The sequence below is a fragment of the Aquamicrobium sp. YD-1-mutant5 genome, assembly GCF_059509755.1.
In genome coordinates, this window is record NZ_JCAKKP010000001.1 from 305148 (window position 1) to 326009 (window position 20862).

Annotated in this window: 21 protein-coding genes and 1 pseudogene; 12 read left to right on the forward strand and 10 right to left on the reverse strand. The window is 61.7% G+C overall.

Annotated elements, in window-relative coordinates; genetic code table 11:
- Window positions 1-37 precede the first annotated feature (37 nt).
- From dprA to AC5XE7_RS01485, 4 genes are all read right to left on the reverse strand, one after another.
- A complete protein-coding gene (dprA, locus tag AC5XE7_RS01470) occupies window positions 38-1165 on the reverse strand; it encodes a DNA-processing protein DprA (protein WP_495364436.1) in 1128 nt (375 codons plus the stop codon).
- Window positions 1166-1173: 8 nt separating this feature from the next.
- A complete protein-coding gene (plsY, locus tag AC5XE7_RS01475) occupies window positions 1174-1761 on the reverse strand; it encodes a glycerol-3-phosphate 1-O-acyltransferase PlsY (protein ID WP_495364435.1) in 588 nt (195 codons plus the stop codon).
- Between the two features lie 133 nt (window positions 1762-1894).
- The gene (locus AC5XE7_RS01480; RefSeq protein ID WP_495364434.1) at window positions 1895-3181 is read right to left on the reverse strand and encodes a dihydroorotase; all 1287 of its coding nucleotides are present in this window, start codon (window positions 3179-3181) and stop codon (window positions 1895-1897) included.
- Window positions 3178-4158 (reverse strand): aspartate carbamoyltransferase catalytic subunit, encoded by a 981-nt coding sequence (locus AC5XE7_RS01485; protein ID WP_495364433.1) that lies wholly within the window; start codon window positions 4156-4158, stop codon window positions 3178-3180. The genes AC5XE7_RS01480 and AC5XE7_RS01485 overlap by 4 nt, the downstream gene beginning before the upstream one ends.
- 185 nt (window positions 4159-4343) lie before the next feature.
- On the opposite strand from AC5XE7_RS01485, the gene AC5XE7_RS01490 reads away from it, so the two are divergent.
- Together AC5XE7_RS01490 and AC5XE7_RS01495 are read left to right on the forward strand one after the other, a co-directional pair.
- Window positions 4344-5975 (forward strand): DNA alkylation response protein, encoded by a 1632-nt coding sequence (locus tag AC5XE7_RS01490; RefSeq protein WP_239798845.1) that lies wholly within the window; start codon window positions 4344-4346, stop codon window positions 5973-5975.
- Window positions 5976-6167: 192 nt separating this feature from the next.
- Window positions 6168-6437: pseudogene (locus AC5XE7_RS01495) on the forward strand (DUF6105 family protein); the annotation flags it as partial.
- An 18-nt stretch (window positions 6438-6455) separates the two neighbouring features.
- Here AC5XE7_RS01495 and ruvX read toward each other — a convergent pair.
- Entirely contained in the window at window positions 6456-6932 is a 477-nt protein-coding gene (gene ruvX / locus AC5XE7_RS01500) for a Holliday junction resolvase RuvX (RefSeq protein ID WP_495364432.1), read from the reverse strand.
- 93 nt (window positions 6933-7025) lie between these two features.
- On the opposite strand from ruvX, the gene AC5XE7_RS01505 reads away from it, so the two are divergent.
- The 4 genes from AC5XE7_RS01505 (at window position 7026) to AC5XE7_RS01520 (ending at window position 10462) form a co-directional block, all read left to right on the forward strand.
- Window positions 7026-7730, forward strand: coding sequence for a metal-dependent hydrolase (locus AC5XE7_RS01505; RefSeq protein ID WP_495364431.1), 705 nt, complete (start codon window positions 7026-7028; stop codon window positions 7728-7730).
- Between the two features lie 82 nt (window positions 7731-7812).
- Entirely contained in the window at window positions 7813-8100 is a 288-nt protein-coding gene (gene gatC, locus AC5XE7_RS01510) for an Asp-tRNA(Asn)/Glu-tRNA(Gln) amidotransferase subunit GatC (protein WP_239798843.1), read from the forward strand.
- Window positions 8101-8156: 56 nt separating this feature from the next.
- A complete protein-coding gene (gene gatA / locus AC5XE7_RS01515; RefSeq protein ID WP_495364430.1) occupies window positions 8157-9638 on the forward strand; it encodes an Asp-tRNA(Asn)/Glu-tRNA(Gln) amidotransferase subunit GatA in 1482 nt (493 codons plus the stop codon).
- 23 nt (window positions 9639-9661) lie between these two features.
- Window positions 9662-10462 carry a YdcF family protein gene (locus tag AC5XE7_RS01520; protein WP_280197477.1) on the forward strand — a complete coding sequence of 267 codons (801 nt, stop codon included), beginning with the start codon at window positions 9662-9664 and terminating at the stop codon, window positions 10460-10462.
- On the opposite strand, the gene AC5XE7_RS01525 is transcribed toward AC5XE7_RS01520, so the two are convergent.
- Window positions 10411-11166: a DUF599 domain-containing protein gene (locus AC5XE7_RS01525; RefSeq protein ID WP_495364429.1), complete on the reverse strand. Its 756-nt coding sequence runs from the start codon at window positions 11164-11166 to the stop codon at window positions 10411-10413. The two genes, AC5XE7_RS01520 and AC5XE7_RS01525, sit on opposite strands and share 52 nt — an antisense overlap.
- Window positions 11167-11313: 147 nt before the next feature.
- On the opposite strand from AC5XE7_RS01525, the gene AC5XE7_RS01530 reads away from it, so the two are divergent.
- Window positions 11314-12717 (forward strand): L-serine ammonia-lyase, encoded by a 1404-nt coding sequence (locus tag AC5XE7_RS01530; protein ID WP_495364428.1) that lies wholly within the window; start codon window positions 11314-11316, stop codon window positions 12715-12717.
- An 85-nt stretch (window positions 12718-12802) separates the two neighbouring features.
- A complete protein-coding gene (locus AC5XE7_RS01535) occupies window positions 12803-13240 on the forward strand; it encodes a DUF1489 family protein (RefSeq protein ID WP_495364427.1) in 438 nt (145 codons plus the stop codon).
- Window positions 13241-13268: 28 nt separating this feature from the next.
- Here AC5XE7_RS01535 and AC5XE7_RS01540 read toward each other — a convergent pair whose 3' ends face one another.
- Complete coding sequence (locus AC5XE7_RS01540) at window positions 13269-13547, reverse strand: hypothetical protein (protein ID WP_495364426.1); 279 nt, start codon at window positions 13545-13547, stop codon at window positions 13269-13271.
- Between the two features lie 49 nt (window positions 13548-13596).
- Complete coding sequence (locus AC5XE7_RS01545) at window positions 13597-14970, reverse strand: SPOR domain-containing protein (RefSeq protein ID WP_495364425.1); 1374 nt, start codon at window positions 14968-14970, stop codon at window positions 13597-13599.
- 285 nt (window positions 14971-15255) lie between these two features.
- On the opposite strand from AC5XE7_RS01545, the gene AC5XE7_RS01550 reads away from it, so the two are divergent.
- The 3 genes from AC5XE7_RS01550 to clpA all read left to right on the forward strand — a co-directional run bounded on the left by AC5XE7_RS01550 (window position 15256) and on the right by clpA (window position 18640).
- Window positions 15256-15588 carry a phasin family protein gene (locus AC5XE7_RS01550; protein ID WP_183830316.1) on the forward strand — a complete coding sequence of 111 codons (333 nt, stop codon included), beginning with the start codon at window positions 15256-15258 and terminating at the stop codon, window positions 15586-15588.
- Between the two features lie 262 nt (window positions 15589-15850).
- Window positions 15851-16177: an ATP-dependent Clp protease adapter ClpS gene (clpS, locus tag AC5XE7_RS01555; protein WP_210307345.1), complete on the forward strand. Its 327-nt coding sequence runs from the start codon at window positions 15851-15853 to the stop codon at window positions 16175-16177.
- 6 nt (window positions 16178-16183) lie between these two features.
- Window positions 16184-18640: an ATP-dependent Clp protease ATP-binding subunit ClpA gene (gene clpA, locus AC5XE7_RS01560; protein ID WP_495364424.1), complete on the forward strand. Its 2457-nt coding sequence runs from the start codon at window positions 16184-16186 to the stop codon at window positions 18638-18640.
- Between the two features lie 62 nt (window positions 18641-18702).
- On the opposite strand, the gene AC5XE7_RS01565 is transcribed toward clpA, so the two are convergent.
- Window positions 18703-19125 (reverse strand): HIT family protein, encoded by a 423-nt coding sequence (locus tag AC5XE7_RS01565; protein ID WP_287943217.1) that lies wholly within the window; start codon window positions 19123-19125, stop codon window positions 18703-18705.
- A gap of 167 nt (window positions 19126-19292) precedes the next feature.
- Here AC5XE7_RS01565 and AC5XE7_RS01570 point away from each other — a divergent pair, with 167 nt between their 5' ends.
- On the forward strand, window positions 19293-19628 hold the full coding sequence (locus AC5XE7_RS01570) for a DMT family transporter (protein WP_425291441.1): 336 nt from the start codon (window positions 19293-19295) through the stop codon (window positions 19626-19628).
- On the opposite strand, the gene AC5XE7_RS01575 is transcribed toward AC5XE7_RS01570, so the two are convergent.
- Window positions 19622-20827 (reverse strand): GNAT family N-acetyltransferase, encoded by a 1206-nt coding sequence (locus AC5XE7_RS01575; protein WP_495364423.1) that lies wholly within the window; start codon window positions 20825-20827, stop codon window positions 19622-19624. The genes AC5XE7_RS01570 and AC5XE7_RS01575 overlap by 7 nt on opposite strands.
- Between the last annotated feature and the right edge of the window lie 35 nt (window positions 20828-20862).

Consider the following 20862-nt stretch of genomic DNA (forward strand, 5'->3'; position numbering starts at 1 on the left):
GTCGCCTCTGTGGTTCACCCGTCAGATGCTTTTTCTTCTATTGAGAAGCCAGCAGCGAGACATGCCCGCCTGAATGGCGTTCAAGTCTTCCCACAAGGTCCAGTTCGAGCAGAACCATCTGCACCTGTGCGGGTTCCAGACCGGTGTGGCGGATGATTTCATCAATCCCGACCGGGGTTGGCCCCAGAGCATCGATGACGAGACGTCGTTCGTCTTCCTGCGGTGGAGGTACATCCGACAGGTCGGTCGATTCCTCAAGCGGGAACTCCGCTGGCTGCGCCGTGCCGTAGAGCGGTTTGACTGCCTCCAGAACGTCATTGGGTTCCGTCGTAAGGATCGCGCCATCCTTGAGCAGGCCATTGGTGCCGCCGGCGCGAGGGTCGAGCGGGGAGCCCGGAACCGCGAAGACCAGCCTGCCCATTTCTCCGGCAAGCCGCGCTGTGATGAGGGAGCCGGAACGTTTCGCCGCCTCCACCACCAGCAGCCCTATGCCCATGCCGGCCACGATCCTGTTGCGGCGGGGGAAATCCTGCGCGCGAGGCTGCCAGCCGAACGGCATCTCGGAGACGATGGCGCCGCCGCGTTCTACGATTTCACGGCAAAGCCCGACATTTTCCGGCGGATAGGGCATGTCGAGCCCGCCGGCCAGAACGCCGATCGTGCCTGTATCGATGCTGCCGCGATGTGCCGCCGTGTCGATGCCGCGTGCGAGGCCGGACACGATGGCATAGCCTGCCTGACCGATTTTCGCGGACAATGCAGCAGCCAGCCTCGTTCCTGCGACAGAGGCATTGCGTGCGCCAACAACGGAGATCGCAGGGCGGCTCAGCACCGCTCCTTCGCCGATCACGGCCAGAACGGGCGGCGGATGATCCACCTGCTTCAGCAGCAGCGGATAGTCGGGATCGCCGATGCAGACGAAACGCGCGCCGAAACCGGCGGCATGATCCATCTCCCGAAGGATTTGCGCTTCATCGGGTATGCGCACGACCCGGCGCGCGCCGGCGGACTGCATGAGCTCTGGCAGCATGTCGAGCGCGGTCTGTGCCGAACCGAATCGATTGATGAGATCGCGAAATGATGCGGGCCCCACATTGGGAGTCCGTATCAGGCGCAGCCATGCGAGCCTTTGTCTGTCGCTCAGGCCGGGCCGCGCCTGGCTCACTTCCCCTCTCACCCCTTGGCCCCGATCCGGCCTTCCGTGCCGGAAGCAAGGCGCTGGATGTTGGCGCGGTGCTTGATGAAAAGGATCACGCTCATCACGGCAAACAGACCGGCGAGCTGCGGCGTGGCGAGGAACCACAGGGCGACCGGCACGGCGACGGCTGCGCAAAGCGCGGCCAGCGAAGAATATCGGAACGCTATGGCGACCAGCAGCCAGACAGCGGCGAAGATCAGCGCTACCTGCCATGCGAGAGCGATCAGCACGCCGAGATAGGTCGCAACGCCCTTGCCGCCCCTGAAGCCCAGCCAGACAGGAAAGAGATGTCCCAGAAACGCGCCAAAGCCGGCCCATAAACCCAGATCGGGAGCATACCAGTTTGCCAGAAGAACGGCTGCAGTGCCTTTCAGCGCATCCAGAAGCAACGTGGCCGCGGCAAGCTTCTTGTTGCCGGTGCGCAGAACATTGGTCGCGCCTATATTGCCCGAGCCGATGGAGCGCACGTCACCGAGCCCGGCCGCGCGCGTCAGCAGCAGGCCGAACGGAATCGATCCCAGCAGATAGCCGAAGATCAGCGCCGCGATGGTGATGAAGGTCATGCTTCCCCCTGGCTGACCGATTGGTTCCGTCCTAGCGCAGTTCCAGCAAAAGTGCGACGCGGTTTTGCGTCCGGAACTGTCTGGAAACAAAGAAACAGAGCATTGAAGGTGATCCGTTTTTCACCAAAACGCTCTAGATGCTGAACACTGTGCGGCCCGCAACCAGTGTTTGCAAGACCCTGCCTTGCAAACGCGCGCCCTCGAAGCAGGTGTTCTTGGAGCGGGAGCGAATGCCGGTTTCGCTGACCACCCATGGCTCGTTCAGGTCTACGACCGCCAGATCAGCCGGCGCGCCGGGCTTCAGGCTGCCGCCGGGCAGGCCGAAGAGGCGGGCAGGCGCCGTCGAAAGCGCCTCGATGATCCTGAGGAGCGGCACCTCGCCATTGTGATGAAGGCGCAGGGCAACGGCCAGCAGCGTTTCCAGCCCGATTGCGCCAGCCGCTGCATCCGAGAACGGCAGGCGCTTGGTGTCGACGTCCTGCGGATCGTGAGAGGACACGATGAGATCGAGTGTGCCGTCCTTCAGCGCGTCGATCATGGCGATGCGGTCATCCTCGGTGCGCAGCGGCGGCGTCAGCCGGAAGAAGGTGCGGTATTCGCCGACATCGTGCTCGTTCAGCGCCAGATTGTAGATCGCCACGCCGGCGCTGACATTGGCGCCGTCGCCCTTGGCGCGGCGGATGGCATCGGCTGCCATGCCCGTCGAAATCTTGGCGGCGTGGTAGTTGCCGCGCGTGAGGCGGGCGAGCGCCAAATCGCGCTCCAGCGGGATGGTTTCCGCTTCGCGCGGAATACCGGAAAGGCCGAGCCAGCTCGCATAAAGCCCTTCATTCATGACGCCGGAGGAGGCGAGGTCCGCATCCAGCGTCTCGTGAACGATGGTCGCGCCGAAATCGCGTGCATAGGTGAGCGCGCGGCGCATCACCAGCGAATTGGCGATGGTGTGGCGCCCGTCGGTAAAGGCGACTGCACCCGCCTCGCGCAGAAGGCCGAACTCGGTCATCTCGCGGCCTTCGAGGCCCTTGGTGATGGCAGCGGCGGGGAAGATGTTAACACAGGCGGTGTCGCGCGCGGTGCGCAGCACGAATTCAACCAGCGCGACATTGTCGATCACCGGATCGGTGTCCGGCATCATCACCACCGAGGTGACGCCGCCGGCGGCAGCGGCCTGACTGGCGGAAGCGATGGTTTCGCGATGCTCGCCACCCGGTTCGCCGATGAAGACACGGCTGTCGATCAGTCCGGGGATGATGGTTTTGCCTGTGCAGTTGATGACGGTGGCGCCTTCCGGGGCACCCTGATTGAGCGCGCCCTTGCCGGCGGCGGCGATCTTTCCGTCCTGCACGACGACGCTGCCGGTCTCGTCCAGTCCGCGCGAGGGATCGACGATGCGGGCGTGGCTGAAGATGGTGGTGCTCATGCGCTCAGCCCCCCGGTGTTATGGGCCGGATTGCGGCGCGGGTCGAGCAGCGCCTCCATCACCGCCATGCGGACGGCGACGCCCATCTCCACCTGTTCCTGGATCACGCTCTGCGGTCCGTCCGCGATTTCCGACGCGATCTCGACGCCGCGGTTCATCGGGCCGGGATGCATGACCAGCGCGTCATCTTTGGCCGCTTTCAGCTTTTCGGCATCGAGGCCGAAATAGCGGAAATATTCGCGTACGGAGGGCACGAAGCTGCCGGCCATGCGCTCGCGTTGCAGGCGCAGCATCATCACCACGTCCGCGCCTTTCAGGCCTTCTTCCATGTTGCGGAAGACGTTGACGCTCATCTGATCGATGCCGGATGGCATCAGCGTCGAGGGCGCGACCACGCGCACCTGCGCGCCCAGCGCGTTGAGCAGGATGATGTTGGAGCGGGCGACGCGCGAATGAAGAATGTCGCCGCAGATCGCGACCGTCAGCCCGCCGATGCGCCCCTTGGCGCGACGGATGGTGAGGGCGTCGAGGAGCGCCTGCGTCGGATGCTCATGCGTGCCGTCGCCGGCATTGACCACCGAGCAGCCCACCTTCTGTGCCAGCAGGGCGGCCGCACCCGCCGACTGGTGGCGGATGATGAGGATATCCGGCCGCATGGCGTTGAGCGTCATCGCCGTGTCGATCAGCGTTTCGCCCTTCTTCACCGAAGAACTGGCGACGGACATGTTCATGACATCGGCGCCGAGGCGCTTGCCGGCCAGCTCGAATGAAGACTGGGTGCGGGTCGAGGATTCGAAGAACAGGTTGATCTGCGTACGCCCGCGCAGGGTCGACGTCTTTTTCTCCGATTGCCGGGAAATCGAGACGGCGCGATCGGCGCGGTCCAGCAATATCTCTATATCGGGTGGGGAAAGGTCCCTTATGCCAAGCAGGTGGCGGTGGGGGAAGAGCGGCAGGGGCGCGTCTGTTTGGGTCATCTCAGGGGCGTGCTATACGGCCAGCAGAAGTGACCTGCAAGGACCCGCTTTGCATTGGATGGGCATCTTCCCCTATTTTCATGGCCCGCACATGCAGCCATGAGATATAAAGCCGCCAATAAGCGGATTCGACAAGCCGCCACAGGCCCCGGACCGGAGGCCGCCACGACACACAGGGACATTGCGTGACAGACGACGTGACCAACCAGCCGCCGCCCCTCACAGGCACGAACGCCTGGAGAGGCGATCCGCTGCTGATCCAGCTCGCCGAGCAGTTCTCCGACCCTGTGCGCAAGGACCTCGACGGCCTTGGCCGCTTCGTGCTGACGCAGGAGGCGCAGGATCTGGCGCGCCTGGCCAACACCGAAACCCCGCGCCTGCGTACGCATGACCGGCAGGGCCGGCGGATCGATCTGGTCGAGTTCCACCCAGCCTATCACGCGCTGATGCGCCGCTCCGTGGCCAACGGCCTGCATTCCTCGATATGGGAGAACGGCGATACGGAGATCGGCCGCCGTCATCAGGTGCGTGCCGCGCGATTCTATCTGACCGCCCAGCTTGAAGTCGGTCATCTGTGCCCGATCACCATGACCAGCGCTTCGCTTGCGGCGCTGATGGGCAGCCCGAAAACATTCCGCGAATGGGCGCCCCGCGTCACGACACGCAAATATGATCAGGCGCAGAAGCCGCCTGTGGAGAAAACCGGTCTCACGCTCGGCATGGGCATGACCGAGAAGCAGGGCGGCACCGATGTGCGAGCCAATGTCACCCGCGCCGAACGCGCGGGCTCGACCGGGTTTTTTCGACTCACCGGCCATAAATGGTTCATGTCGGCCCCGATGTCGGACGCGTTTCTGGTGCTGGCGCAGGCGACCGAAGGCCTGTCGTGCTTCCTCGTGCCGCGCATTCTGGGGGATGGCACCGGCAATGGCTTCCGCTTCCAGCGCCTGAAGGACAAGCTCGGCAACCGCTCCAACGCCTCCGCCGAGGTGGAATTCGAGAATGCCATCGGCGAGATGGTGGGCGAGCCGGGCGCGGGCGTACGCACTATCATGGACATGGTCACGCTGACGCGGCTCGACTGCGCCGTCGCTTCCTCTGCGCTGATGCGGGCCGGTCTTGCCGAGGCGGTCCATCACTGCCGCCATCGCCAGACATTCGGCAAGCGGCTGATCGACCAGCCGCTGATGCAGCGCGTGCTGGCCGACATGGCGCTCGACGTTGCCGCCGCCACTGCACTGTCGTTCCGTCTGGCGCGTTCCTTCGATGAGGCCGCCGGCGACCGGGGTGAGGCGGCTTTCGCCCGCGCCATGACGCCGGTGGTGAAATACTGGGTCTGCAAGATCGCGCCGGCACTTCTTTATGAAGCGATGGAATGCCTCGGTGGCAATGGCTATGTCGAGGAAGCGCCGCTTGCCCGCTACTATCGCGAGGCTCCCGTCAATGCGATCTGGGAAGGCTCCGGCAATGTCATGGCGCTGGATGTGCTGCGCGTGCTTGGCCGTGCGCCGGGCCTGTTCGACGATGTCATGGCCGGTATAGACCGGGATCTGGGCGCCAGCGGCCACGGCACGGTCGGTGTGCTCAAAGCGGCCATGCAGGTCGCGTCCAGCGACGAGGGTTCGGCGCGCATCCTGACCGAGCAGCTTGCGCTGGCCGCAGCCGCTGCCGAATTGCGGCGGCTTGGGGCAGGGCGCATCGCCGACGCCTTCGTCGAGACCCGGCTGGCCGGGCAGTGGCGTACTACCTATGGCCTGCTCGACTCACGGCACGACGCGCGGCTCATCATCGATACGCTCTATCCTCCGGCCAGCTGAGTCAGAACCCTCCGAAAGCAAAACCGCGCAGTTCTGCGGACGTTAACCATAGTTAACGAAATCCGTTGCGGTGCGCCGCTGCGGCCGTCACTCTTATGGTTAGCAAAGCGTTAACGAGCGGGGTTGAGCAGTCGTGTCGACAGGACATCCGGAACAAGACGGCACTGCCCGCAAATTCGCGGGCGTTTGCTGATGCGCTACGTTTTCGCACTGTGGGCCGCACCGCTGCTTCTGTTCTGGGGCTGGTATTTTCTGTCCTTGAATGACATGAATTTCGGCTATGTGATGTTAAGCCGCCCCCTGCATGACTTCGTGTTCCAGCTTTACGGCGACATTCTGGGCATCGACCCTGAGATCATTCCGAGCGTCGTGGCGCGGGCCTGCATCATGGACACCGGCCTCATTCTGGCGTTCTGGGCTTTTCGCCGTCGCCGCCAGATCGCTGCGTGGATCAGGAGGAAGCGGGGGCTGGAAACGGAATCAGCCGTCGCTGCGCAGCCGGTGCAACCTGTCGAGAACACCCTGCAGGATGAAGGACGCGGCGGCCGAATCGATCTTCCCGCTGCGCTTGGCCCGCGAAAAGTCCATTTCGATCAGGGTGCGCTCGGCAGCCACGGTTGACAGGCGCTCGTCCCAGAACAGGAAGGGCAGGTCTGTCAGCTGCGCCATATTGCGCACGAAGGCGCGGGATTTCTGCGCGCGCGGTCCATGGCTGCCGTCCATGTTGACCGGCAGGCCGATGGCGATGGCCCCCACATTGTCCTTTTTCAGAAGATCGAGAAGAGCTGTCGCATCCTGCGTGAACTTCTTTCGCATGATCACGGGGCGTGGATGCGCGAAGGAAAGGCCGGCATCCGAGACGGCAACGCCGATCGTCTTGTCGCCGAGATCGAGGCCGGCCACGGTCTGGCCCGGTTGAAGACGCTGGATCAGTTGTTCCGCTTCAATGATATTCAAGGTGGCCCCGGCTTTCCTTTGACATGGCTGGTCAGGCTTCTATCCTCGCACCGAATTAAAATCCCGAAATAAATATAATCGAGGACGCTCACCATGAAACTGACCTGGTATGGCCATTCCGCTTTCCGTATCGAAACCGGCGATGCCACGATCCTGATCGACCCCTATCTGGTTGGCAATCCCGTCTGGCAGGATGGCTGGGAAGAGCCCGCGCAGGGTGTCACCCATGTGCTTCTGACCCACGGCCATGACGATCACATCAGTGGGGCGGCGGAAATCCTCAAGCAGTCCGGCGCCATGCTGGTCGCGAATTTCGAGATCTGCATGCATCTGGTCGGCAAGGGCGTCAGCGATCAGAAAATCAATCCCGGCAATATCGGCGGAACGGTCGATTGCGGCGGTTTCACCACGACTTTCGTGCAGGCGCTGCATTCGTCTTCGGCTTCGGCGGAAAACGGCAATGTCTATCTCGGCAATCCGGGCGGTCTGGTACTGCATTTCCCCGACGCGCCGACCCTTTACCACATGGGCGATACCGACATCTTCTCAGACATGGCGCTGATCAACGAGTTGCATGAACCGAAGATCGGCATCGTGCCGGTCGGGGATCGCTTTACCATGGGTGGAGCTGTGGCCGCATTGGCCTGCCGGCGCTTCTTCCGTTTCGACACGGTCGTGCCCTGCCATTTCGGCACTTTCCCGCTGCTCGACCAGACCGCCGACAAATTCGTCGAGGGGCTGGAAGGGTCCGGCGTGAAGGTTGCGCTGCCCGGGATCGGCAAGCAGATCACGATCTGACCGGCTCTGGATGTTGCACCCGCCAGCCTGCACCGCTATAGCGCAGGCTGGTTCCAAAACAGTTTTGAAGCGGACTTTCTACATGTCGGTCGATCTGGATACGGTCAAACGCGTCGCACGTCTTTCACGCATCGCGGTCAGCGAGCAGGAGGCGGCCGTCATGGCGGACAAGATCAATTCCATCCTTGGTTTCGTCGAGCAACTGAACGAAGTGGATGTAACCGGCGTCGAGCCGATGACGTCGGTGCTTCCGATGGAGATGCGCAAGCGCGCGGATGAGGTGAGCGACGGCAACAAGGCTGACGATGTGGTCGCCAATGCGCCGGCTACGGAAGAGAATTTCTTCCTCGTGCCCAAAGTGGTCGAGTAACGACCCCGCCAGCGCAGCCTCTATACCAGAACAAGTTTCCGGAAGAAGAAATTTCGATGACCGATCTTACCAGACTGACGATTTCGCAGGCGCGCCAGAAGCTGCGCGACAAGGAAATTTCCGCCACGGAACTGACCGACGCCTATCTTGGCGCGATCGATGCGTCCAACGACAAGCTCAACGCCTATGTGGCCGTTACCCACGACAAGGCCCGTGACATGGCGAAGGCCTCCGATGCGCGGCTGGCTGCGGGGCAGGGTGGCGCGCTCGAAGGCATTCCGCTTGGCGTGAAAGACCTGTTCGCGACGGAAGGCGTCCACACGCAGGCATGCAGCCATGTGCTCGACGGTTTCAGGCCCCGCTATGAATCGACCGTCACGGCCAATCTGTGGGCCGATGGCGCGGTGATGCTGGGCAAGCTCAACATGGATGAGTTCGCCATGGGCTCTTCCAACGAGACCTCTTATTACGGCCCGGTGAAAAACCCGTGGCGGGCGAAAGGCTCGGACGCCGATCTGGTTCCCGGCGGCTCGTCTGGCGGTTCGGCCGCTGCGGTTTCGGCATTTTTGTGCGCCGGTGCGACCGCAACCGATACGGGTGGCTCCATCCGTCAGCCGGCTGCCTTTACCGGCACCGTTGGCATCAAGCCGACCTATGGCCGCTGTTCGCGCTGGGGGATCGTTGCCTATGCCTCGTCCCTGGACCAGGCAGGCCCCATCGCCCGCGACGTGCGCGATGCGGCCATCCTCCTGAAGTCGATGGCTTCCGTCGATGTGAAGGACACCACCTCCGTCGATCTGCCGGTGCCGGATTATGAGGCGGCGCTCGGGCAGTCGGTGAAAGGCATGAAGGTCGGCATTCCGAGGGAATACCGTGTCGACGGCATGCCGCAGGAAGTGGAAGCGCTCTGGCAGCAGGGCATCGCCTGGCTGAAGGAGGCCGGCGCCGAAATCGTCGATATTTCTCTTCCGCATACGAAATATGCGCTGCCGACCTATTACATCATCTCGCCGGCCGAGGCTTCCTCGAACCTCGCCCGTTATGATGGCGTGCGTTATGGTCTGCGGGTTCCGGGCAAGGACATCGTGGAGATGTACGAGAACACCCGCGCCGCAGGCTTCGGCGACGAGGTGAAGCGTCGTGTCATGATCGGCACTTATGTCCTGTCCGCCGGCTATTACGATGCCTATTATCTGCAGGCACAGAAGGTCCGCACGCTGATCAAGAAGGATTTTGACGATGCCTTCGCGGCAGGCGTGGACGTGATCCTGACGCCTGCCACGCCATCGGCTGCCTTCGGCATTGCCGACAAGGAAATGGCGAGCGATCCGGTGAAGATGTATCTCAACGACATCTTTACGGTGACGGTGAACATGGCAGGTCTTCCCGGCATTTCCGTGCCGGCCGGCCTCAATGATCAGGGGCTGCCGCTGGGACTGCAGCTTATCGGCCGGCCTTTCGACGAAGAGACCCTGTTCCGTACGGCGCACGTCGTGGAGCAGGCAGCCGGAACCTTCCAGCCGCAGAAGTGGTGGTAGCACCTGCCCGGGAGGGATAAGACATGTTCTTCTATCTCTCCAAGCTGTTCTGGTTCGTGATGCAGCCGATCAACCTGATCGGCCTGACGGCGCTGGCGGGGATCATGCTCGCCATCGTCGGGTGGCGCCGTCTGTCTATCTTCTTCTCGTCCATCGCGTTTCTTGTGCTGGCCATCGGTGCATGGACTTCGACCGGTGCGCTGATGCTGCACCCGCTGGAGGATCGGTTTTCCCGCCCTGATCCTGCCCCTGCCGGAATCGCCGGCATCATCGTGCTGGGTGGTGGCTTCGAGGGCGGCGTGAACCTTGTGCGCGGCGGCTACGAGTTGAACGCAAGCGGCGATCGCTTTGTCGAGGCGGCAGTTCTCGCCAGACGCTATCCCGAGGCCCGGGTGGTGGTGACCGGCGGTACCGGCAGCATGATGCTGGAAGGTGAGGGCGATGGCGACACCGCCCCCCGGCTGCTGACTGCGCTGGGCGTGGAGCCCGGGCGTCTGGTTCTCGAAAACAAGTCTCGCAATACATACGAAAACGCCGTTTTCACACGCGAAATCGTCAAGCCGCAGGCGGGCGAGACATGGCTTCTGGTCACGTCCGCCTTCCACATGCCCCGATCGGTCGGCCTGTTTCGCAAGGCCGGATTCGACGTGGTGCCGTGGCCGGCCGATTACCGCACTGCCGGCAACGAGTATTTCGGCCCGGCGCAGGACAATGTGTCCGACTCACTCCAGAATCTGACGGTCGGCCTGCGCGAATGGATCGGCTTGCTCGCCTACTGGCTGTCGGGCCGTATCGATTCGCCGCTTCCCGGTCCCGCAGACTGATCGTTCATTTCCGTCAGAACGGCTTCGCGCGCATTGGAAAAGAACTGGCGGCGCATCAGAACGACCGCCAGCAACGCGCTCGACAGAATGAAGGCTACCGGTCCGACGAACCAGCCGAGATAGCCGATCGAGAAGAAAATCGCGCGCAGGCCGGAATTGAAATGTTTGCCGGCAAGCTGGTTCATCTTTGCCGCGCGCATCACGGCGTTGCGGGTTTGCGGATTGCGCGCCATCTCCCCATGGGCGACAGGCACGGCGCCGATCAGGATCGAGCAGTAGTTGAAGAGCCGGTATGACCAGCCGAACTTGAAGAAGGCGAAGGCCAGGATGATCACCAGCCCGACGACCTTGAGCTGGAAAGCCATGCGCGTGGCCGCACCCTGAAGGTGGAGATCGGAAAGCACGCCGATCACCTGATCGGATGCGCCAATGAGCGCAAAACATCCGCCGATTGCAATCAGGGAGCTTGAGGCGAAGAAAGCGGTTCCCTGCTGCAATCCGCTCATGATGGCGGTGTCGACGATGCGGATCTCCCGCTCGGCCATGCGCTGCATCCATATTTCGCGCTGCCGGTTCATCGCCATGGTGAGTGATGGCCGATGGAACAGCCAGCCGTCAGAGGCCAGCGTGTGCAGCCCCCAGGCCAGAAGGAAGAAAGCCAGTGCGCCGAAATCGGCCGCCGACAGATGGTAGGAATCGAGCATGGTCATCCTTTACCACAGGAGAGCCTGCAGCCGCAGCAGGCAGCGCTTGTCGCTGGCTCATCGAAAAGTGCAGCAAATGGTGACAGGAAACATTATATAAGCATGATATGCCAATCTGCATTGGCTGTTTCTGTGAGGTGATGGTTCTTGTTTCTTTCGGTTTTCGACCTTTTCAAGATCGGTATCGGCCCTTCCAGTTCCCACACCATGGGGCCGATGACGGCGGCCGCACGTTTCCTTGCGGAAATCCTGTCCGACGACTGGCCGCGCCCGGCCGGGGCAAAGGTGAGCCGCGTCGGCGCAAGTCTGCATGGCTCGCTGGCCTATACCGGTGTCGGCCATGGCAGCGACCGGGCTGTCGTGTTGGGCTTTACCGGCCTTGTACCGGTCAACGTCGATCCCGATGAAGCTGATTCCATTGTCGCGAAGGTGACCGCTGAAAAGCGCGTGACGCCGCCTGGCCATCCCACCTACCATTTCGATCCGGCAACCGATCTGGTTCTCGACAAGAAGACGCCGCTCAAGGGCCACGCCAATGGCATGAGCTTCTATGCCTATGACGCCGGTGACAGGGTGCTGCTCAAGCGCATCTACTATTCCATCGGCGGCGGTTTCGTCGTTTCCGAAGAGGAGTTGCAGCGCATAAAGCAGCGCGGCTCTGTCACCACCGAAGGCAAGAAGGTGCCGTATCCCTTCAAGAACGCAGTGGAAATGCTGGCGATGGCGAAACGGAGCGGGCTTTCCATCGCCGAGATGAAGCGCATCAACGAAGAAACCTATATGGAGCGCGAGAAGCTCGACGGTGGGCTCGATGGCATCTGGGCTGCCATGAAGGGCTGCATCGACAGGGGCCTGTCGCAGGAAGGCATCATGCCGGGCGGCCTCAAGGTGCGCCGGCGCGCGCGCCAACTGCACGACAAGCTGCAGGAGGAATGGAGCCGCAACCGGCCGAATCCGCTTCTCGCCAACGACTGGCTGTCGATCTATGCGATGGCGGTGAACGAGGAGAACGCCGCCGGCGGGCGTGTCGTCACTGCGCCGACCAATGGTGCCGCCGGCACCTTGCCGGCCGTGCTGCGCTACTGGCTGCATTTTCACCCCGAGGCCGATCAGGCTTCCATCCGTGATTTTCTGCTCACTGCTGCTGCCATCGGCGGCATCATCAAGACCAATGCCTCGATTTCGGGCGCTGAGGTCGGCTGTCAGGGGGAGGTGGGCTCCGCTTCCGCCATGGCTGCTGCGGGCCTGTGCGCCGTGATGGGCGGTACGCCCGAGCAGGTGGAGAACGCTGCGGAAATCGCGCTGGAACATCATCTGGGCATGACCTGTGATCCCGTTGGTGGACTGGTGCAGGTGCCCTGCATCGAGCGCAACGCGCTGGGCGCGGTGAAGGCCGTGACGGCCGCATCGCTCGCCATCAAGGGCGACGGCCAGCATTTCGTGCCGCTGGATGCGGCAATAGAGACGATGCGGCAGACCGGCGCCGACATGAATGAGCGCTACAAGGAAACCAGCCTTGGCGGTCTTGCCGTCAATGTGGTGGAGTGCTGAGCGCTCATTTCGCTGTCAGGTAACGCAATTGTGCAAAACCTCGCGCCGCGTTGAATGACGCGTCGCCAGACGTTAGTTTCCCCTCATGGCTCTGAACATTCTCAAACTGTGCGTCGGCTGTGAAAGCGTCGAGGATCTCGAAGCGTGGGTCGCTCACCGGCTCGAAGAGCGTCGGCGCAATGGCGAGCCGGCCGAGCACTGGCATGTCACGCGCATGGTGCCGACGCGCGGCCCCGAAATTACCGATGGCGGGTCGATGTACTGGGTGATCAAGGGCAGCGTCCAGTGCCGCCAGTTGATCACGGAGATAAGGCCATTTACCGATAATGAGGGCATCGGCCGCTGCAAGATCGTTCTGGCGCCGGAGATCATCCGGACCGAATGGCAGCCGAGACGACCGTTTCAGGGATGGCGCTATCTGAAGGCCGAAGATGCGCCGGCCGATGTCGGAAAGGGAGGGGCGGGTCTGGTCGAACTGCCGCCCAAGCTTCGTCAGGAACTGGCGGAACTGGGGCTGCTGTAATCCGCCTGCCAGCTCTGGACTGCGAAAACTAATCCCTGAACCTGAGTTTCAGGCCCGGCATTCCGCCGGGTGCGCATACCTTCAGGCGGATGCGAACCACAGGCTGCGTATTGCGCCATGTGCGGGCGCCATGGCTCAGAAGAAGGCCGACGAGATCCCGCGTCTTGAACCGCGAATTGCCGGGCCGGATATTCTTCAGCCGCGTGGCGGCCTGATAAAGGGCCTGCGTTCCGATGTCGCTGGCCGGTTCCCTGTCCTGGAGAACAGGGTTGGCTGAACCGGCTACCTGCTTTTCTCCGATCACCACTGACACTCCTTCGATACCGAACATTTCCGGGAGTTTGTTGCCGGGCAGCTTATTGCTGCACGGCAAAGCATTCGATGCGCTGCTTCTTCAGGGCGGTGCAGGCCCGCAGCGCCGCAGTTTGCGTCTCAAAGCCGCCGAAACGGGCGCGGAAGTAAGTCACGCCGCCCTTCCTGAAGGGAACGGTGTAGCCGGAGGCGCTGGCAAGAACGGCGCGGGCCTGCGCGGCTGTCTTGTCGAGCGCGGCTTCCGCTTCGGACTTGCTGGGCGAGGAAGCCACCTGCACGACCCACCCTGACGGCAGGGAAGCGGTGTTGACCGGATCAATCTGCTGTGGCTCAGGGCCGGAATAAGCCTGTGCAAACGGGATGTCTGCGGGTTCAGGCGCAGCCATCGCCACCGGAAGCTTGGGCTTCGGCGCGCGGGCGGGAACCGGAGCCGCACTTGCAATGACGGCTTCGACGTCCGTTCCGGGTTTGAAGTCAGGGGTTGGAGCGTCGTGCTTGGGCAGCGAGACCCTGGCGATCGCCTTGGAAGCGGTGTCGTTGTCCGCGCGGGCGATCAGCGCCCCGCCGCCCCGCTGCGACGCCTTTGGTAGGTAGGCATTGATCAGGCGCGCCATTTCATTGTCGCGGCTGGCGCCGGACTTGCCGCCCATGACCACGGCAACCAGCTTGCGGCCGTCGATCGAGACTGAGGAAACGAGATTGAAACCCGAGGCGCGGGTGTAGCCGGTCTTGATGCCGTCCACGCCCTTGATCCGGCCAAGCAGGCGGTTGTGGCCATTGATGCGCTGGCGTCCATACATGAAGGAGCGTTCAGCGAAATAGCCATAATATTGGGGGTGATGTTCGCGCAGCGCCATGCCGAGCGTCGCCATGTCCCGCGCTGTGGTGAACTGGCCCGGATTGGGCAGTCCGTGCGCGTTACGGAACACGGTATTGGTCATGCCGAGCGAGCGGGCCTTGGCCGTCATCATCTTGGCGAAATTAGCCTCGCTGCCGCCGAGCAGTTCCGCAAGGGCGGTCGAGGAGTCATTGGCGGACTTCGTGACCATGGACAGGATCGCCGTTTCCACGGTGATTGAACCACCCGAACGAACGCCCAGCTTGGTCGGCGGCTCTCCTGCTGCATTGGCAGAGAAGGGAACCTGCGTGGTTTTGCTGATCTTGCCCTTCGAGAGCGCCTCGAAGGTCAGATACAGCGTCATCATCTTGGTCAGCGAGGCCGGATAGCGCCGCGCATTGGCATTGGATGAATAAAGCGTCTTGCCGGTGTTGGCGTCGATCACGATGGCAGCGTCATTGGCCGCTGCCTGTGATGTCACGGTGGCGCCAGCCAGAAAAACTGCGGCTGCCGTGGCCGTCGCCACGACCCGGAAAGAACGCACGGAAAGGGAAACGATACCCGAGAACGCCTTACGCACTGTTACTTCCTTTGGGTTTCATTGCGGAGGGGATGGCAAAGGTCCTATCCCAGCCTGATTTTGACAGACCCTATCCACCCACCGTTACCAATCCGTTTATGGTAACCGGCGCGTTCACCATTTTCGGCGCAGTCGAGGTTAATTTTATGGGAATTTTAGCAATTGCCGGCCGACAACCGCCCAGTTGACATTTTGTGCAATGCACAATATTTTATCTGGCATCGCACAAATGCCGGTCATTCATTTTGCGTCCGGCCAATCCGATCCCACGAAGGAGGGCATCCGATGTCCCAGACCGCTTACGAAGACTTCAGCAAATACGGCAAGGAATTCGCCGATTCGGGCCTCAAGAGCCTTGCTTCTCTGTCCAAGGGCGCTCAGGCGATTGCCGTAGAGGCCAGCGAATACACCAAGAAGAGCCTGGAGACCGGCAGCGCCGCTTTCGAGAAGCTTCTGTCGGCCAAGTCCTTCGAGGACGCGCTGGCGATCCAGACCGACTATGCCAAGCAGGCTTACGAGTCCTTCGTCGCCGAAGCGACCAAATTCGGAGATCTCTATTCGGATCTCGCCAAGGAAGCCTACAAGCCGTTCGAAGGCATCGTGGCCAAGGCCAGCTAAGTTTCGACAGACTCATTTGCCGGCACGCGCCGGTAAGAACCCGGTTGCGCATCGCGCAGCCGGGTTTTTGCGTTTCCAGCCTGTGTGCAAAGCCCGGATTTCACCGTTGACGCATTATTGGTGTTGTCTGCGTATTGTCAGTGGCGAAGAAGGGCTTAAAATTCCACAATAACGACCTACATGTCGGTTTGCCCTTGGGGCTGGATCGAGAGGCAGGGATAAAGTGACTGGCAGTCTGGTGGCCACGCAAAATACAGTACGAATGCAGAAAGACCAACGTGGCAACGGTGGCGGTCGTGGAACGGCGGTCATCACGCGCACGCAGACCAAGACCAAGCGGCCAAGCCTCTATCGTGTGCTGATCCTGAACGACGACTACACGCCAATGGAATTCGTCGTGCACGTTCTGGAGCGTTTTTTCCAGAAGGACAGGGAGGCCGCCACGCGTATCATGCTTCATGTGCACAACCACGGTGTGGGAGAATGTGGCGTTTACACATTCGAGGTGGCCGAGACGAAAGTGTCTCAGGTCATGGATTTCGCCCGACAAAATCAGCATCCGCTGCAATGCGTGATGGAGAAGAAGTGAGGTAACATGCCGGCTTTCTCCCAAGGCTTGGAAAAGGCACTTCATCAGGCGCTGACAATCGCCAATGAGCGCCACCATGAATATGCGACGCTGGAACATCTGCTGCTGGCGCTGATCGACGATACCGAAGCGGCCGCCGTGATGCGCGCCTGCAACGTCGATCTCGACGAATTGCGGCAGACGGTCCTGAACTACATCGATACCGAACTCGATAACCTCATCACGGGCTATGATGAGGACTCGAAGCCGACCGCTGGTTTCCAGCGCGTGATTCAGCGCGCCGTCATCCACGTGCAGTCCTCAGGTCGCGAGGAAGTCTCCGGTGCCAACGTGCTGGTGGCGATCTTCGCCGAGCGCGAAAGCCACGCAGCCTACTTCCTGCAGGAACAGCAGATGACCCGCTACGACGCGGTCAACTACATTTCCCACGGCATCGCCAAGCGGCCGGGCGCCTCTGAGGCGCGCATTCCGCGCGGTGCAGAGGACGATCAGCCCGGCGGAGCCGCCGGCGAACAGCATGAGGACGGAAAGAAGAAGGCGCAGGATGCGCTGACCGCTTATTGCGTCAATCTCAATGAGAAGGCGCGCGCCGGCAAGATCGATCCGCTGATCGGTCGTGGACCGGAGATCAGCCGCACGATCCAGGTGTTGTGCCGCCGCTCGAAGAACAACCCGCTCTATGTGGGCGATCCCGGTGTCGGCAAGACCGCCATCGCTGAAGGTCTGGCCAAGCGCATCGTCGAGGGCGATGTGCCGGAAGTGCTGGCGGACGCGACCATCTTTGCGCTCGACATGGGCACGCTGCTCGCCGGAACGCGCTATCGCGGTGACTTCGAGGAGCGCCTGAAGCAGGTCGTGAAGGAACTGGAAGACTATCCGGGCGCCGTCCTGTTCATCGATGAAATCCACACCGTCATCGGTGCGGGTGCGACCTCGGGCGGCGCGATGGATGCCTCCAACCTGCTCAAGCCCGCCTTGTCTTCCGGTGCAATTCGTTGCATCGGATCAACGACTTACAAGGAGTTTCGCCAATTCTTCGAGAAGGACAGGGCGCTTGTTCGCCGTTTCCAGAAGATCGATGTCAACGAGCCGACCGTCGAGGACGCCATCGAGATCATGAAGGGGCTGAAGCCCTATTTCGAAGAGTTCCACAAGGTCAAGTACACCAACGACGCCATCAAGGGCGCGGTGGAGCTTTCGGCCCGCTACATCAGCGATCGCAAGCTGCCGGACAAGGCCATCGATGTGATCGACGAGACCGGCGCTTCGCAGATGCTGGTGCCGGAAAACAAGCGCAAGAAGACGATCGGCATCCGCGAGATCGAGGCCACCATCGCCACCATGGCCCGCATTCCGCCCAAGACGGTTTCGGCCGATGACGAGAAGGTGCTGGCCGGTCTGGAGAACGAGCTGAAGCGCGTCGTCTACGGTCAGGATACCGCGATCACAGCGCTGAGCTCGGCGATCAAGCTGGCGCGTGCCGGCCTGCGCGAGCCCGACAAGCCGATCGGTTCCTACCTGTTCTCCGGCCCGACCGGCGTCGGCAAGACCGAGGTTGCCAAGCAGCTTGCCGCATCGCTCGGGGTCGAACTGCTGCGCTTCGACATGTCGGAATATATGGAGCGCCATACCGTATCGCGGCTGATCGGTGCCCCTCCCGGCTATGTCGGCTTCGATCAGGGCGGCCTGCTTACCGACGGCATCGACCAGCATCCGCACTCGGTGCTGCTGCTGGACGAGATCGAGAAGGCCCATCCGGACCTGTTCAACATCCTGTTGCAGGTGATGGACCACGGCAAGCTGACCGACCACAACGGCAAGCAGATCGACTTCCGCAACGTGATCCTGATCATGACCACCAATGCGGGTGCTGCCGACATGGCGAAAGCCGCGATCGGATTCGGGTCCTCGAAGCGCGAAGGCGACGACACGGAGGCGATCAACCGGCTGTTCACGCCGGAGTTCCGCAACCGTCTCGATGCGATCATCCCGTTCGGTTCGCTGCCGGTGCCGGTGATTCATCAGGTGGTGCAGAAGTTCGTCATGCAGCTTGAGGCCCAGCTTTCCGAGCGCGGCGTGACCTTCGACCTCTCCGACGAGGCCGTCGCATGGCTGGCTGACAAGGGTTATGACGAGCGCATGGGCGCGCGTCCGCTCGGTCGTGTGATCCAGGAGCACATCAAGAAGCCGCTGGCCGAGGAAGTGCTGTTCGGCAAGCTGCGCAAGGGCGGCACGGTCCGTGTCACCGTCGAGACGAAGGACACGGGCGAAACCGGCCTGAAGCTGGAGACTTTGCCCGAGGAGACGAAAGTCCAGCCGAAGAAGGAACCGGAAGAGCAGCCGAAGGCCCGCAAGCCGGCGGCTAAGAAGGTTCCCGTGAAGAAGGCTGCGTCGGCCAAGGCTACGCCTAAGCCAAAGGACGCCGGCAAGCGCAGTCTGGTGCCGCAACTTCCGCGAAAGTAAACAACAAAAAGGCCCCGGAAACGGGGCCTTTTTTCCTGATCCCTGCAATTGGCTGAAGCTGGTTACTGCGCCAGCGCGGCCCGGATTTTCTCCGCGTTCGCAGCCAGAATTTCAGGCTTTTCCATTTCCATGGCGTGCTTGCCGAGGTCAACGCCCTCGAAGCGCGGCAGAATGTGGACGTGCAGATGAAATACCGTCTGGCCGGCTGCCGTCTCGTTGAACTGGGAAACGACGACGCCATCGGCATCGAAGGCTTTTTTCACCGCATTTGCCACCTTCTGGACCGTCCTGAAAAGCGCGCCCAGTGTTTCGGGATCGGCGTCCAGCAAATTGCGCGACGGGGTCTTGGGCAAAACCAGCGTATGGCCGACGCCCTGCGGCATCACATCCATGATCGCAATCGTATGCTCGTCCTCGTAGACGCGATGTGACGGGATTTCGCCGCGCAGGAGTCTGGCGAAGATGTTGGTTGTGTCGTAGGCCATGCTGGTCTCTCGTTCTCTTCTGGAGCATTTTGCAGCCAAGTGGGCTCACCTGACGTTGCGTAAATGCGGCAAGCACATATATGGAGCGGCAGCCCGGATTTATCCGGGTGCCTGCCGCTCTGGGGCATGATCATATCGGATTGATATGCGAATCAAGGGTGAGCACGATGCTCCTGACTTATCTTTACCTGTTTGTGGCAATCATATTCGAGGTGATCGCCACAACGGCGCTGAAGCAGACCGATGGTTTTACCCGGCTTCTGCCTTCGCTGATGACGATTCTGGGATATGCGCTTGCTTTCTATTTCCTCGCCCTGACCCTGCGCACCATGCCGGTGGGCATCGTCTATGCCATCTGGAGCGGAGCGGGCATCATCCTCATCACCGCCATCGGATGGCTGCTGTTCCGGCAATCGCTGGATCTGCCGGCGCTGGTCGGGATGGGGCTGATCATGGCCGGCGTGCTGGTGATCAACCTGTTCTCGAAGTCGGTGGTTCACTGATCGTCTTTGCGGAACGGGGTGTGCTCCGCCAGATAATCACCCATCAGCCCGACCTCCTGCCTTTCGCGCCGGAGGTAGTCTGCCACCGCCCGGCGGAATGATGGATTGGCGATGTAGTGCATCGAATGCGTGGTGACAGGCTGGTAGCCGCGCGCCAGCTTGTGTTCACCCTGAGCACCTGCCTCTACGACCCTGATTTTGTTGGCAATGGCAAAGTCGATCGCCTGATGGTAGCAGACCTCGAAATGCAGGAAAGGGTGGTCCTCGATACATCCCCAGTTGCGGCCGAAGAGCGTGTCGGAGCCGATGAAATTGATCGCGCCGGCAACATAGCGGCCGTTGCGTTTCGCCATCACCAGCAGAATGTCGTCCGCCATCCTCTCGCCTATCATGGAGAAGAATTGCCGGTTGAGATAGGGACGGCCCCATTTGCGGGAGCCGGTGTCCATGTAGAAGGTGAAGAAGTCGTCCCAGACGCGCTCGGTAAGATCGCTGCCCGTCAGCCAGTCTATGCTGATGCCGTCAGCCAGCGCTTCGCGCCGTTCCTTCTTCAGCGCCTTGCGCTTGCGCGACGCCAGCGTGGCCAGAAAATCATCGTAGCCGGAAAAGCCTTCGTTGAAAAAATGGAATTGCTGGTCGGTGCGGTGCAGGAAACCGGCTGCCTCCATCAGGGCCACATCGTCCTGCGGCAGGAACGAGACATGCGCGGAGGAGACGCCAAGCCTGTCGGTAACCATGCGGAGCGCTTCAGCCAGTCCGGCTTTGACGATGAGTGGATCGCATCCACCGGCCACGAGCAGGCGCGGACCCGTGGCGGGTGTGAACGGAACAGCACTTTGCAGCTTGGGATAGTAGCGGCCGCCGGCGCGCTCGAATGCATCCGCCCAGCCGTGGTCGAAAACATATTCGCCCTGACTGTGCGATTTGGCATAGCACGGTATCGCGCCGACAAGGACACCTTCCGCGCTTTCGAGCCTCAGGTGATGAGGTTGCCAGCCGCTGCGCCCGCCGACGCATCCGGATTCTTCCAAGGCGCTTAGGAAATCATATGAAATGAATGGGTTATATTGATTTCCGCATGTTTTTTGTGAGCCTGAAAGGCTGTCCCATTCACCACGCGTGAAGCCATCCATGCCGCCGACAACGCGAACGACATGCCCGGTGGTTTTGCTGTTTGCCTGATCGTTGCCCTGATCCATCCGGTTTACTTAAGCTGCCGGCAGGGAGGTGCAAG